Origin of the sequence: Protofrankia symbiont of Coriaria myrtifolia (genome assembly GCF_900634755.1) — a bacterium.
Lineage (GTDB): Bacteria > Actinomycetota > Actinomycetes > Frankiales > Frankiaceae > Protofrankia > Protofrankia coriariae.
On sequence record NZ_CAAAFS010000246.1, the window covers coordinates 1 to 12,841 of the forward strand.

Sequence of the window (12,841 nt, forward strand, 5' to 3'; positions counted from 1 at the left end):
GCCCTGGGGCACCGCCCGGCGGGCCCCACTCCGGGACGCGCCGTCACCACGGGACACGGTTGATCACTTATGGTGACAGGCTCGTATCAGCTGGTTGTCCCCCATGTCCGACAACGACCGTTCTCCGCACCTGATACCGCTCCCCCCGGCCAGGCGGTTGCCATCCGTCGTCATCCGCCCGTTGTCATCCGCGTTCAGCGATGCGCCTCCGAGCCAGCGGATCTTTCTCCGTGCCGGGCGACGGTCGCGCGGGCCGCGGTGACGGCCACGCGGGCCGGAGTCCGGCACGGGCGCGCTCACACCTTCGGCCGGGACCATCGCAGGTTCATGCCGAGCTCCTTGAGCAGGTCGAGCTCGAGGTCGATCGCCCAGCGTTCGACGATCAGGCCGTTCTTGAGCCGGAACACCACGACACCGCCGAAGCTCACGCTCCGGCCGGTGGGAGAAATTCCGAGCACCTCACCGGTGTGGGTACCCGCCCAGGTGTTGTGCGCCGCCACCTTGTCCCCGTGGGCGCTCATGTCCTCGACCGTCACGTGCAGGTCCGGAAACGCGGTGCGCAGCCCGCCGATCGAATGCTTGACCCCGGCCCGGCCCGCCGGCGCGCCCGGGAAAGGGGCGTGGTCGAGATAGTCTTCCGCATATATCTCGTCGACCACGTCGAAGTCGCCCTTGCTGGCGATTTCGTCGAACACCCGACGGATGATTACCTTGTTCTCCTCGCGCGACATCTCTCGCTCCTTTTCGTCCTGTGCCGGTCGCCCCCGCGCCGGCCCGTGTCGTTTTGTCCCGGTCAGCGGCATGTACACCGGCAGGCACCCCCGCCGGTGGCGTTCCGCGGTCTCCCCGTTCCATCTCGTGTCATTTTGTTCCTGTTTTGCGTTGTTTTGTTTCTTCGATGGGCCGGGCGCTGGACGGGGGCATTCCCGTCGGTCACGTTCCGCGCCGGCCCGGCACGGGCCCCGGCCGGCCGGAAGTCGTCGGGCACCGCGGCACACACGGCCGCGTGGCACGCCTCAGCCGACCGTCCCGGCAAGGCCGACCACCCCGGCAGGGAGGCACGACTCAGCCGGCCGCCGCGGCGAAGAAGGGCACCGGTCGCGGACGTTCCAGCACTGACGCGCCGGTGAGCATCTCGGCGGTCTGGACGCCCGAACTGATCACTGACAGGACGCCTCCCCCAGGCTGCGTCCAGTGCCCGGAAAGATACAGTCCCTCGACGGGGGTCCGGTGCGGCAGCCGGTCGGTGGTGGTCTGGTCGGGTGCGTGTTCCCAGCCGTAGATGGCGCCGCGCAGGTTCAGGGTGTAGCGCTCCATCGTCCGCGGCGTGCCGCCTTCGGCCAGGACCGCCCTGCCCCCGATGCCCGGGATCAGTTCCCCGAGCTTGTCCATGATCAGACGCTCGTATCGCGGCTTGCTGTGGCGCCACGATGCCACCGCGTCATACGGAAGCAGTGCCACAGCGGTGACCAGATGCATTCCGTCCCGAGACAGCGACGGATCGCTCAGCGTCGGGACGCTCACCGTCAGTGCGGGTACCGCACCCGTGAGCATCCCCGCATAGGTGGCGTCGTGCTCCCATCCGTCGAAGACGAAGGTCTCGTGCGCCATGCCCTCCCCGCCGAGATCCCTGTCGGTGGCCAGGTACAGCACCGCCGCCGACAGGGAACAGCGCATCGAACGCAGCAGCGTGAGATAGCCTCCGTCGACGTTCTCGATACCGACGAGTTCCTCGCAGGTCTGCAACGGATCGGCATTGGAGACGACGGCCTTCGCGGTGATCCGCTGGCCGTTGTCGAGCACGACCCCGGTCACCCTGCCCCGCTCGACGAGAATCCGCCGCGCGGTCGTGCGCACCATCACCTCCCCACCATTGCCGGTCACGCTGGCACCGAACGCGTCCACCAGCCGTTGAAAGCTGCCCGCGCAGTAGTACGCGCCGAACTCCAGGTATGTCGTGAGCATGAGTGACCACACGTCGAAGGCCAGAACCGACGGCGGTACCCCCAGATACGGCCACAGCGCCGTCAGTGCCGTTTTGAGCCGTGTGTCGCGCAGGTGCTCGTCGAGCACGTCGGAAACGGTTGCCTGACGGTACCGGTGCAGCAACGGAAAATCACTGTCGTGTAGTTCGGCGGTCGGCAGGTCGGCGGGCAGCCGCTGCACCTCGCGGGTGAGCAGCGTCGACAGGCGCTGCATCCGGCGCAGCCCCGTCCGCTCCGCGGGAAAACGCGCCACGTGCGCGTCCAGGAAGTCGGGGCCGGCTGGGACGTCGAGCTGGAAACCGGGAAGGACCACCCGGTAGAAGGGATCCAGCCGGTGGAACTCAAGGCGGTCGGCAACACCCAGCAGATCCAGCAGCACCGGCATGATTCCCGGATTTCCCACGGTGACCGGCGGACCGCCCGCGACCAGGTGCACCGCGGAGTCGAAACGGTGTCGACGGCGGGTGAACGCATGCGCGTAACCACCGATCCGGTCATGGCGTTCGACCACCAGCACCCGGCGGCCCCAGTGGGCGAGCAGCGCGGCGGCGGTCAGGCCGCCGAGCCCGCTACCGATCACGACGACGTCGTAGGAGTCGCGCTCGGCATCCTGGCGGACGCTCATCGTGACTCGGCCTGCCCGTTCACACCCGTGGCTGCCAGCCCGACGGCTGACAGGTCCGTGGCCGACAGATCCGTGGCCGACAGATCGCCGCTCGGCCGGTCGGCCCCCGGCCAGGGGGCGGTCCAGGTGAGCGAGAGCCCGGCGTACAGCCACCTGCTGGTCTCGATCGCCAGCAGCAGCACCTGGTCGCCGGGCCGGATCCGCCCGGAAGTCCAGGCGTCGTCCAGCGCCAGGGGCACGGCGGCGGAGCCGGTCGCCCCGACGTCGGTCAGGTTCTCCACGATCCTGCCCGCGAGCAGCTTGCAGTCCTCGGCGGACAGCCCGGCGGCTTCGAGCTCGCCGTTGAAGTAGCCGGCGTTGCCCTCGGGCACGACGCACGCGTCGACCTCCCGCAGGGCCAGACCGCTGCGGCGCAGCAGCTCGTCCAGGGCGGTGACGAACACCCGCGGCCCGAAGCTGGCCGACTCGACCACGTCGAGGCGCAGGTCGACCGGACGCCTGCCGCGCATCTGCTCGGCCACGGGAGCGTGGGTGCCACCGCCGATGATCTGCATGCCGGGCTTGCGGTCCCCGCCCATGCAGGCGTTGACGCTGGCGTGGAAGCTCGCCGGCTCCCCCGGCCCGGCGGGCTCGGCGCGCAGCACCATCGCCCCCGCCCCGTCACCGAAGTTGTAGATGGCGATCCGGTCCCGCAGCCGGACGGCGTCCGGACGACGGCCCAGGAAGATCGGGGCAAGCACCGGTGACGTCGCCTCGCTGCCGATGACCACCGCGGTCCGCGCGGAGCCGTCGGCCAGCTGACGGCGGGCAATGTCGAGCGCGTGCATCGCCCCCGCGCACCCGGACCGGACCTCCACGACCGCGCACCGGGCCAGGCCGAGACGTTCCTGGACGAAGGTGACCGCCGCGGGCAGCGGGTACTCCGGGGAGGACGTCGACATGACCAGCAGGTCGACGTCACCGGGCTCGAGCCCGGCGCGGTCGAGCGCCTGCCGGGCCGCGGCCGTGGCCATCTCGCTGTTGCTCACGAGGTGCTCGCCGGTGCCCGGATTGATCATCCAGTGGCGGCGGCGCACCTGGAGACCGTCGAGCACGTCGTCCGGCAACGGGCCGCACAACCGCTCCAGGTCGTCGTTGGACAGCGGTTCGCCGGGCAGGTAGCCGCCGGTGCTCACGATCCGGACATGGTGGCTGGTCATCACTGCTCCTTCCGGGAGCCCGCGGCGTCCGCGGCGTGGAAAACATGATCGTTTACTTCCGGGCCGGCGTGATCGCCGTGTCCTGGGCCGGTCAGGACGAGGCTGACGTGCGTGCCGCCGAGGGAGGAGCTGTTCACCAGGACGGGGCCGGCGGCCCCGCCGGCCTCCCACCCCGCCACGGCGAGGACCGCCGACAGGTGCGCGCCCGCCCCGACCGGCTCGCCCAGGCTGCGCTTGGGCGTCTCGACACGGGGCCCGGCCGGGCCGAACACCCGGCCGAGGGCGGCCCGCTCCGGCCGGTCGACAGCCCGGATCCCGGCGGCGTTGGCCCAGACCGCGGACAGGGCGCCCGGCTCGACACCGGCCGCCGCCAGCGCGGTGCGCACCGCCTGCTCGACACCGCGGCCACGGGCATCCCAGCGGCCCACGCCCCGGGCGTCCGAGGCGATGCCGTGCCCGCGGACCACCGCGCGGATCCGGGCGCCGCGCGCCCGGGCCACCGACAGCCGCTCCAGCACCAGCGCGAAACCGGCCTCCGCCAGCGTGTACGCACCGCCGGCGCCGGCGAACAGGGGGGTCCGGCGGTACGCGTTCACCACGGCCGGCGGCAGCACGTCGACGGCCGGGCAGACGATCGCGTCCGCCGCACCGGCGCGCAGCAGGTCGGCGGCGACGCACAGGGCGGCCGCGCCGGCCGCGTGCATGGCGGTCACCGTCGAGGTGACCCCGGTCAGCCCCAGCAGCATCGCCACCTGGCCGGCCGCGGCGTTGTACACAGTGTTGGGGAACACCGCGGGGTTCGCCGCCGCCGGGCCCTCGGTCAGCAACGGCGTGGTGAAACGCTCCATGCTCTCCATCGGCCCCAGGCCGGTGCCCAGGATGACGCCGATCCCGGTCGCGGGCCGCGCGACGTCGGCGAGCCCGGCGTCGGCCAGGGCGTCCTGGCAGGACGCGACGGCCAGCAGCCCGAGCCGGTCCAGCCGCCGCCGCTGGCGCGCGGGCAGGTAGGCCGCCGGGTCGAACTCGACGTGGCCGACACCGATGTGGCCGGCAGCCTGGCTGGCATCCGCGCCGCTGGCGCTCCCGGCGGCCTGGTAGGCCTCCCACAGCTCGGCCACGCTCGTGCCGGCGGGTGTCAGCGCGGCCAGCCCGGTGATCACAATCGGTTCCCGCTCTCGCTGCCGCTGCCGGTCCCGGTCCTGGCCGGCCGGCGCGGCGGCCCGCCGGCCGGGACGGCCGAAGACGACCGAGGCGTTGGCGCCGGCGAACGCGAAGTTGTTGGACACCGCGACGTCCATGGCCAGCGGCCGGGCCTCGTTCGGCACGACGTCGAGCCCGCACTGGGGGTCGACGCCGGTGAACCCGGCGGTCGGCGGGGCGACCTGCTCGTCGAGGGCGAGGATCGTGACAATGCTCTCGACCGCCCCCGCGGCTCCGAGCAGGTGGCCCACCATCGACTTGGTGCTGCTGAGCGCGACCGTCCCGGCCGCCTCCCCGAGGGCCGCGCGGATCGCGTTGCTCTCGGCCGGGTCGTTCTTGGGTGTGCCGGTGCCGTGGCCGTTGACGTACCCGACCTCGTCGGCGGCGACGCCCGCGCGGGAGAGCGCGGCGGTGATCGCCCGGGCGGCGCCCGCCCCCTGCGGATGCGGCGCGGTCGGGTGGTACCCGTCCGCCGAGAAGCCGTAGCCGAGGACCTCGGCGAACACGCGGGCACCGGCCGCCCGCGCGATGTCGGCGCGGACCAGGACGAGCATGCCGGCACCCTCGCCGAGGGACAGCCCGTCGCGGTCCTTCGAGTACGGCGCGGCCGGTCCCACCGCGAGCGACTCCAGGCTGTTGAAACCGGCGAAGACCACGTCGGAGAAGGCGTCGGTGCCGCCGACGAGGACGGCGTCCGCCTGGCCGGTGACGATCAGTTCGGTGGCGTGGGCGATCGCCTGCGGGGACACCACCAGGGTGTGCCGCCAGTCCGGCTGACGGCCGGCGAGTTCGTCGCGCAGGGCCCGCTCGCCGCTGACCAGCCCGCCGTTGCAGCTACCGAGCACGACACCCCACCGCTGCGCGGGCAGCAGCGTGACCGGCGCGCCCGCGGCCCCGGCAGTGCCCCCGGCGCCAGCGGCAGTGCCGACACCGGTGACGCTGGTAGTACCGACACCGGTGGTACCGACGCCGGCGGTGTCGACGCCGATGCCACACGCGGCCATCGCCTCCTCGGCCGCGACGAGGGCGAAGTCCAGCGCTGGCTCTCTGCTGACCTCCAGTGGCCACGGGTGGGCGGGGATGGCCGGTTCCTGCACCTCCCCGCCGAGGGCGGTGCGGTAGCCGTCCATCGGCAGGTTCTTTACCGGACGGATCGCCACCTGGCCCGCCCGGACTCCCTCCCACAGTTTCGCCACGCCGACGCCCTGCGCCGTCACCGCTCCCAGACCGGTGACGACCACCCGATCGGCGTCACCGGCGGTCTGTGTCCCCTCTGCCATGTCGGGCTCCTCTCCGTCGCTGTCGGAACGGCTGTCGGAACGAAAATCGCTACTGGCACGAAGACCGATGCCGGGATCGCCGGGCCGCGGAGCGCTGCCCGGACGGGGATCGCCGGGCGGCGCCGGCGAGGTCATGCCGCCCTGCCCAGGGCGGGGCCCGGTCATGCCGCCCTGCCCAGGGCGAGCGCCACCTGCTGGCCCGCCAGGCCGCGGGCCAGCGCGAGCGCACCGGTCAGCCGGGCCTCTCGGGGCTGTCCGGGTATCCAGTCGAGGTCGCAGCCTGGGTCGGGATCGTCGAGGTTGGCCGTGGCGGGAGCCACGCCCGCGTCCAGCGCCAGCGCGGCGATCGCCGCGTTCAGCGCCCCGGCCCCGGCGACGAGATGCCCGGTCTGCGGCTTGACGCTGCTCGCCCACACGCGCTCGGCGTGGGCCGCGAGCGACCGGCGGATCGCCTGGGTCTCGCTGAGGTCCCCGAGCGTGGTCGCGCAGCCGTGCGAGGCGATGTAGGAGACGTCCTCGGCGGGCATGTCCGCGTCCCGCAGCGCCGCTGTGATCGCGCGGACCAGCCCGCGGCCGTTCGGGTCGGGCGTGACGACCATGCCGCCGTCGTTACCGGCGCCCACCCCGCGTATCTCGGCGTAGCAGCGGGCGCCTCGGGCCAGCGCGGCCTCGCGCTCCTCCAGGACAAGGAAGGCGGCGCCGTCGCCGAAGACCGATCCGCTGCGGGTCCGGTCGTAGGGACGGCAGGCCGCCACGCCGAGCTCGTTGCGGGACGACAGCACGCCGAGCCCGTCCATCTTCGACATCGACCACCAGGAGGTCGGGTCGTCGAACCCGCCGGCGAGCGCCAGCTCGGCCTCGCCGCGCCGTACCGCGCGCGCCGCGCGTCCCACCGCGCTCGCCCCCGCCTCGGCCGTGCCCGCGAAGTAGGCGTTGGGGCCGAGGAAGCCGTACGCCTCGGAGATGTAGAACAGCGACGCCGCCTGCAGCCCCTCGACGTAGAACAGCGGTGTCAGTGTGGAGGAGGCGACCCGGCCGAGTCGGTGATAGTCGGCGCGGCCGTCGTCGGCGCGGGCGGCCAGCGCCCCGGCCACCACCCCCTCCGGCCGGGAGAGCTCCTTGTTGCCGCCGACGAAGAGACCGGCCCGCTCGCCGAAGGGCCGCTGGTCCTCCAGGCCGGCGTCACGCAGCGCGAGGACGGCACCCACCATCGCGATCTCGTCGTTGGGGGTCATCTTGCGCAGCGTCCGGCGGCTGACGTACCGCCTGGGGTCGAAGTCCACCAGTTGGGCGCCCAGCTGGGTGCGCAACGACGACGGGTCGTACCCGCGCAGGGGCGCCACGCCGCCGCGGCCTGCCAGTATCCCGTCCCAGGTGTCCTGGACGCCCTCACCGAGTGCCGTGAGCAGCCCGATCCCGGTGATCACGACTTTTCTCGCGTGCTGCCCGCTCATACCGTCGCCGCCAGCATCGACGGTTCCCGCAGCAGGTCCAGCGCCCGGGCGGAGGCGACGGGACGCCCGTCGCCGGTGACCGAGGCGGTGCACCGGGCGGTCTGCTGACCGCGGTCGAGGACCCGCACAGTGATCTCCGCCTGGTCGCCGGGCCGGACGAAGTGGCGGAAGCGCACCACCCGCGCCCCGGACAGCCGCCAGCGTTCCCCCGGCGCGGCCAGGACCACCCCGGCCAGAGCCACCATGCTCTCGAAGAGCAGCATGCCCGGCAGCACGGGGAAGCGCGGGAAGTGGCTGTCGAAGACATCCAGCGTCCCAGAAACGTTACGTACGGCTACCGCCTGCCGGCCGTGCTCAAGCTGGACGAGCCGGTCGAAGGCTGTCGGCAGCGGTTCCGAGCCGATGTCGGCGCCGGTCATGATTCCTCCTTGGGGGTGCCGACCACCAGGCAGGTGTTGGTCCCGCCGAACGCGAACGCGTTGACCATGACACCCGACACCGGCATCGGCCGGGCCACCAGCGGGACGTAGTCGAGGTCGAGCCTGGGATCCGCGGTGTCGAGGTTCACCGTCGGCGGGACGACCGAGTGCTGGATGGCACCGAGCGCGACGAGCAGGTTCAGCGCGGCGCTGGCCGAGGTGAGATGGCCGGTCATCGACTTCGGCGAGCTCACCACGATGCGGTGGGCGTCGGCGCCGAACACCTCCTTGATCGCCGTCGTCTCGGAGGCGTCGTTGCCCGGGGTGCCCGTCCCGTGCGCGACGACGTAGTCGATGTCGGCGGGCCCGAGCCCGGACTCGGCCAGCGCCTGGGCCATCACCTGGATGGCGCCGCGCCCGTCCGGCGGCGAGTCGGTGATCCGGTAGGCGTTCAGGGTCGAGCTGTAGCCGAGGAGCTCGGCGAGGATCGGCGCCCCGCGCGCCCTGGCCGCGGACAGCTCCTCCAGCACGACGACGACCGCGCCCTCCCCGATGACGAAGCCCGACCGGTCGGCGTCGAACGGGCGCGAGGCCCGCGTCGGGTCGTCGTTGTAACGGTCGGTCAGCGCGCCGAGCAGGCTGAAGCCCAGCAGGTCCATCCAGGTGGTCAGGGCGTCGAAGCCGCCGGCGAGCATGAGCGTCGCGTCACCGTCCTGGATGTGCCGGAACGCCTCCCCGATGGCGTTCCCCGACCCGGAGCAGGCGGTGCTGACGCTGACCATCGGCCCGGTGCAGGCGGCCAGCCGCGCTATCGCGGCGACCGGCACGTTCTGGTCACGCAGCAGCACGTCGCCGGGCGGATGCCGGAAGATCTCCCGGTTGTCGGTGCGTTCCCGCAGGTAGCCGATGTCCACGACCTGCTGGAGCTCCGGGCGTCCGACGCTGCCGCCCATCGCGACGCCACACTCGTCGGGGTCGTAGGTGGCGGGGGTGACCTTGGCTTCGCGCAACGCCTCCACCGCCGCCACCAGCCCGAACCCGCCGGCCCGCGACAGGTGCCGCCAGCCGGCGGCCTCGGGAACGAGATCGCGCAGGTTGAAGTCCCGGACCTGCCCGCCGATGCGGACCGAGAATGTCGAGGTGTCGAAGGTGGTCAGCCGGCCCACCCCGCTGCGGCCGGCGACGAGGTTCGTCCAGGTGGTGGCCGCGTCGTTGCCGACCGGGGTGACCGCGCCCACGCCGGTGATCGCCACGCGCCTCACGGTGCGCTCACCGCCGAAGTCAGCTGGTCGGCCATCCGGGCCGTGACGACCGGGTCGTCCAGCCGCTCGGCGTCGATGAGGGCACACATGATGGATGTCGCGGTGAGCACGGTGCGCTCGCCGACGCTGACCGTCCCGTCCAGGACGGCGACCTCGTCCGAGATCGACACGACCGTGCCGTCGAGCAGCAGCACGTCACCGGGTGTGACGTCGCCGAGGAACGACACCTCGCCCACGGACAGCAGCGCGGCCCGTTTACGGTGCCCGCTGCTCATCATCACCAGCCAGGTGCCCGCCTGGCAGAGGGCCTCGAGTACCAGCGGCGGCGGCATGACCGGCCCGGTGAGGCCGGCTCGCCAGAACTGCTCCGTGCCGGACGTCACCTTGCGCCCGACGATCCGCCGGTTCGACTCCCAGGAGTCGATCCGGTCAATGAGATGAAAGCGCATCGGCCGCGCCTGCCTTCCTGTCGGTTCACGCGCCTGTCGGCTGCCGGCCCGCCCGCCCGCGGGGAGCGCGGTCGTGTTCCCTCCGCGCCGCCGGCGGGCCCGGACTGCCGGGGCCCCCGAAGTCCCGGGTGCCTCAGTCGGGACGGCCGGTACCGAGCACGGCCGCGGCCCCGCCGTCCACGCGCAGCAGTTCCCCGGTCATGTACTCGGCGTCGGGCCCGGCGACGAAGGCCACCACCCGGGCGACCTGTTCGGGGGTGGCGAACTCCCGCAGGGGGATGCGCCGTTTGATGGCCTTCCCGCCGTCCCTGGCCAGCAGCCCGCCGACAAGATCGGTGGGGACGAAGCCCGGGAGCACGGCGTTGACCCGCACCTTGAAGCGGGCCAGCTCCAGCGCGCAGTTGCGGGTGAAGGCGTTGATCGCCCCCTTGGATGCCGCGTACGCGGACTCGCCGGTCCAGGCCCGCTCGCCCATCACCGAGGAGATGTTGATGATGGCTCCGGCGCGTTCCGCCATGAAGTGACCCATCACGGCCTGTGTGCAGTTGAAGACCCCGCCGAAGTTGACCCGCATGACCTCGAGCCAGTCCGCCGGCGCCATGGTGTAGATCAGTCCGTCCCGGGTGATCCCCGCGTTGTTCACGAGGATGTGCAGCCCGCCCAGTTCGGCGCGGGCCCGCTCCACCAGCGTGCCGGCCTGCTCGGGGTCCGCGACGTCGGCGGCGAGCGCGACGGCCTTCCCACCGGCCTTCTCGATCTCCTCGACGACGGCCTGCGCCTCGTCGGCACGGGACCGGTAGTTCACGGCGACGTGCGCGCCGTCGTCCGCGAGCGCCAGGGCGATCGCGCGGCCGATGCCGCGGGACGCCCCCGTGACAAGGGCGACCTGCCCTGCCAGCTTTGTCACGTCGCTTCCCTTCCTGTCGTTGCGGCCGGCCGGCCACGTCGGCCGGTGTCGCTGGTCGTCGATCGGTGCCGTCGATCCGTACCGCCGGTCGGCGCCGCGGGTCGGTGCCGCCGGTGGGCGTGGGTGTTCGCCGCCGGTCTTCGTTGCCGCCGGTCCGTTACCGGTGCTCGCCGCCGGTGTGTCGACGGATGCGCGACAGGGCGCGGCGCGCGGCCCCGCCGGGGTCATCCCCCGCCGTGGTCACCCGGACGGGGTGACCACGGCGGAATCCCGGTGCCGGAGCCTCCAGATGCCGAGCCCTGCCACCGGAATCCGGCGCCGGAGCGCTCAGGCGCTCACCGTGACCGTGGCGCGCAGGACCGCCAGGTCGACGAGGTTCTGCACGGTGAACAGGCTCATCACCTGGTCAGCCGGGAGCTTTCCGGCCAGTTCCTCGGCGTCGATCTGTGGCATGACCTTCTTCAGCTGGGCCAGGCCGACCGGGGTGATGATCTCGTTCTCGTCGCCGAACTCCGAGTCCGGGATACCGCCCTGGATGTGGTTGCCTATGTCGGCTGCCTGGATCTTCACGCCGGTCTTCCGCTCGATACGGAAAAGGATGTCCAGCAGGTCGATCGATTCCGCGCCGAGATCCCCGATCAGGGTGGACGACTGGGAAACCTCGGTCTCGTCCAGGCCGAGGGCGTCGGCGACAGCCTCCTGGACAGCGGTGGAGAAGGCGGCGGTGTCGGTCATGGGACTGTCCTTCCTTTCACTCGGATCGCGCAGCGGATCGAGATGCGCTGGCGGCTGTGACACAGTGCGGGTCGATACGGCCGAAAATGGTCATAACAGGTATGTATCGACATGAAATTTTTAGTTGAACGGACCGGGTCTTTCGGGCCTCGGCCTCCCGCGGAGCCAGAACGTCGGTCAGGCCGGGCGGATCCGTTCCGGGCCGGCCGGAAATTCGTGATCCAGTAGCGTCGAATCGCGGCACCGGGGAGACACCCGGTCGCGATGGCAGTGCCTTTCTCGTTTCCCGCCCGGCCCCCTGGCCGCGGAACACCGTGATCGGGGAGGGAACACCGGCCTGCCACAGCCGGTGTGCTATGCGGGGACCGCCGGCCGCGATGCGCCCTGGCCGGCGGTGGCGAGCAGCGCGTCGATCGCCTGGGGACGGGCGGTCCCCAGCGCCCGGACGTCCGGAACGATCCGCTTGGCGAATCCCGTCAGGACCCGGCCCGGCCCGACCTCGACGAGCAGGTTGTGACCGTCCGCCACGGCCCGTCGCACGGTGTCGACCCATCGGACCGGTTCGACGAGCTGCCGTCGCAGCAGCAGACGCACCTCCTCCGCCCGTCGGACGTAGCTGCTGGTGACCGCGCTGAGCACCGGCAGTTGCGGTTCGGCGAACACGTGCCGGTCGAGCTCGACGCCGAACTCGGCCTCGATGTCGCGCATCAGGGAGCAGTGGAAGGGCGCGCCGACATCGAGCCGCACGATCCGTTCCGCGCCGGCCCGCGCCGCCAGCGTCTCGATGTGCGCGACCGCCTCCGTCAGGCCCGAAACGACCGTCTGCCCGGGGTCGTTGTAGTTGGCGATCTCCACGACGCCGGTGCCGGTGACGTCCCGGCACAACGCCTCGACCCGCTCGGCCGGCAGCCCGATGACCGCCGCCATCGCGCCCGGGGTACGGCTGCCGACCTCGGCCATGAGCTCGCCGCGGCGGCGCACCAGGCGCAGCACGGACTGCGCGTCGAGCACCCCGGCGGCGGCGAGCGCCGCATACTCGCCGAGGCTGTGCCCCGCGACGCCGGACGCCTCGAAACCACCGGCCCGCAGCACCTCGAGCACGGCCAGGCTGGTCGCGGCGATCGCGGGCTGGGTCACGTCCGTGCGGCGCAGCTCCTCCGCCGAGCCCGACACGCACAGCTTCGTCAGCGGGAGGCCGAGGACGTCGTCCGCCATTGCGAAGATCTGGCCCGCGGTGTCCGGGTAGCGCCTGACGAGGTCGGCCGCCATGCCGGGCCGCTGGGAGCCCTGCCCGGGGAACATGGCCAGACAACGGGTACCCGGTAC

The 12,841-nt window shown here is 72.3% G+C and carries 11 protein-coding genes; all 11 read right to left on the minus strand.

All coding sequences use genetic code 11. The features are described from left to right. Positions 1-296: 296 nt before the first annotated feature. Positions 297-731: an ester cyclase gene (locus CM1CMNOD_RS14050; protein ID WP_013874261.1), complete on the minus strand. Its 435-nt coding sequence runs from the start codon at positions 729-731 to the stop codon at positions 297-299. Between the two features lie 334 nt (positions 732-1,065). After that, the gene (locus CM1CMNOD_RS14055) at positions 1,066-2,610 is read right to left on the minus strand and encodes a phytoene desaturase family protein (RefSeq protein WP_013874262.1); all 1,545 of its coding nucleotides are present in this window, start codon (positions 2,608-2,610) and stop codon (positions 1,066-1,068) included. Beyond that, on the minus strand, positions 2,607-3,809 hold the full coding sequence (locus CM1CMNOD_RS14060; protein WP_013874263.1) for a 3-oxoacyl-ACP synthase III family protein: 1,203 nt from the start codon (positions 3,807-3,809) through the stop codon (positions 2,607-2,609). Before CM1CMNOD_RS14060 ends, CM1CMNOD_RS14055 begins: the two co-directional genes overlap by 4 nt. Continuing rightward, a complete protein-coding gene (locus tag CM1CMNOD_RS14065) occupies positions 3,809-6,289 on the minus strand; it encodes a beta-ketoacyl-[acyl-carrier-protein] synthase family protein (RefSeq protein ID WP_013874264.1) in 2,481 nt (826 codons plus the stop codon). The genes CM1CMNOD_RS14060 and CM1CMNOD_RS14065 overlap by 1 nt, the downstream gene beginning before the upstream one ends. A 161-nt stretch (positions 6,290-6,450) precedes the next feature. Further along, complete coding sequence (locus CM1CMNOD_RS14070) at positions 6,451-7,743, minus strand: beta-ketoacyl-[acyl-carrier-protein] synthase family protein (RefSeq protein WP_013874265.1); 1,293 nt, start codon at positions 7,741-7,743, stop codon at positions 6,451-6,453. Next, complete coding sequence (locus tag CM1CMNOD_RS14075; protein ID WP_013874266.1) at positions 7,740-8,162, minus strand: 3-hydroxyacyl-ACP dehydratase FabZ family protein; 423 nt, start codon at positions 8,160-8,162, stop codon at positions 7,740-7,742. Before CM1CMNOD_RS14075 ends, CM1CMNOD_RS14070 begins: the two co-directional genes overlap by 4 nt. Continuing rightward, complete coding sequence (locus tag CM1CMNOD_RS14080) at positions 8,159-9,424, minus strand: beta-ketoacyl-[acyl-carrier-protein] synthase family protein (RefSeq protein ID WP_013874267.1); 1,266 nt, start codon at positions 9,422-9,424, stop codon at positions 8,159-8,161. Before CM1CMNOD_RS14080 ends, CM1CMNOD_RS14075 begins: the two co-directional genes overlap by 4 nt. Continuing rightward, positions 9,421-9,873, minus strand: a complete 453-nt coding sequence (locus tag CM1CMNOD_RS14085) for a 3-hydroxyacyl-ACP dehydratase FabZ family protein (protein WP_013874268.1) — start codon at positions 9,871-9,873, stop codon at positions 9,421-9,423. Before CM1CMNOD_RS14085 ends, CM1CMNOD_RS14080 begins: the two co-directional genes overlap by 4 nt. Positions 9,874-10,006: 133 nt before the next feature. Next, positions 10,007-10,780, minus strand: coding sequence for an SDR family NAD(P)-dependent oxidoreductase (locus tag CM1CMNOD_RS14090; RefSeq protein ID WP_013874269.1), 774 nt, complete (start codon positions 10,778-10,780; stop codon positions 10,007-10,009). Positions 10,781-11,107: 327 nt separating this feature from the next. Then, complete coding sequence (locus CM1CMNOD_RS14095; protein WP_013874270.1) at positions 11,108-11,515, minus strand: acyl carrier protein; 408 nt, start codon at positions 11,513-11,515, stop codon at positions 11,108-11,110. Positions 11,516-11,869: 354 nt separating this feature from the next. Continuing rightward, positions 11,870-12,841 (minus strand): ACP S-malonyltransferase (gene fabD / locus CM1CMNOD_RS14100; RefSeq protein WP_207387499.1); only part of this gene is annotated, 972 nt, incomplete at its 5' end.

Bases quoted from the DNA above. Each gene is read 5' to 3' on its own strand.
- CM1CMNOD_RS14050 (WP_013874261.1), bottom strand. From the start codon at position 731: ATGTCGCGCGAGGAGAACAAGGTAATCATCCGTCGGGTGTTCGACGAA.
- CM1CMNOD_RS14055 (WP_013874262.1), bottom strand. From the start codon at position 2,610: ATGAGCGTCCGCCAGGATGCCGAGCGCGACTCCTACGACGTCGTCGTG.
- CM1CMNOD_RS14060 (WP_013874263.1), bottom strand. From the start codon at position 3,809: ATGACCAGCCACCATGTCCGGATCGTGAGCACCGGCGGCTACCTGCCC.
- CM1CMNOD_RS14065 (WP_013874264.1), bottom strand. From the start codon at position 6,289: ATGGCAGAGGGGACACAGACCGCCGGTGACGCCGATCGGGTGGTCGTC.
- CM1CMNOD_RS14070 (WP_013874265.1), bottom strand. From the start codon at position 7,743: ATGAGCGGGCAGCACGCGAGAAAAGTCGTGATCACCGGGATCGGGCTG.
- CM1CMNOD_RS14075 (WP_013874266.1), bottom strand. From the start codon at position 8,162: ATGACCGGCGCCGACATCGGCTCGGAACCGCTGCCGACAGCCTTCGAC.
- CM1CMNOD_RS14085 (WP_013874268.1), bottom strand. From the start codon at position 9,873: ATGCGCTTTCATCTCATTGACCGGATCGACTCCTGGGAGTCGAACCGG.
- CM1CMNOD_RS14095 (WP_013874270.1), bottom strand. From the start codon at position 11,515: ATGACCGACACCGCCGCCTTCTCCACCGCTGTCCAGGAGGCTGTCGCC.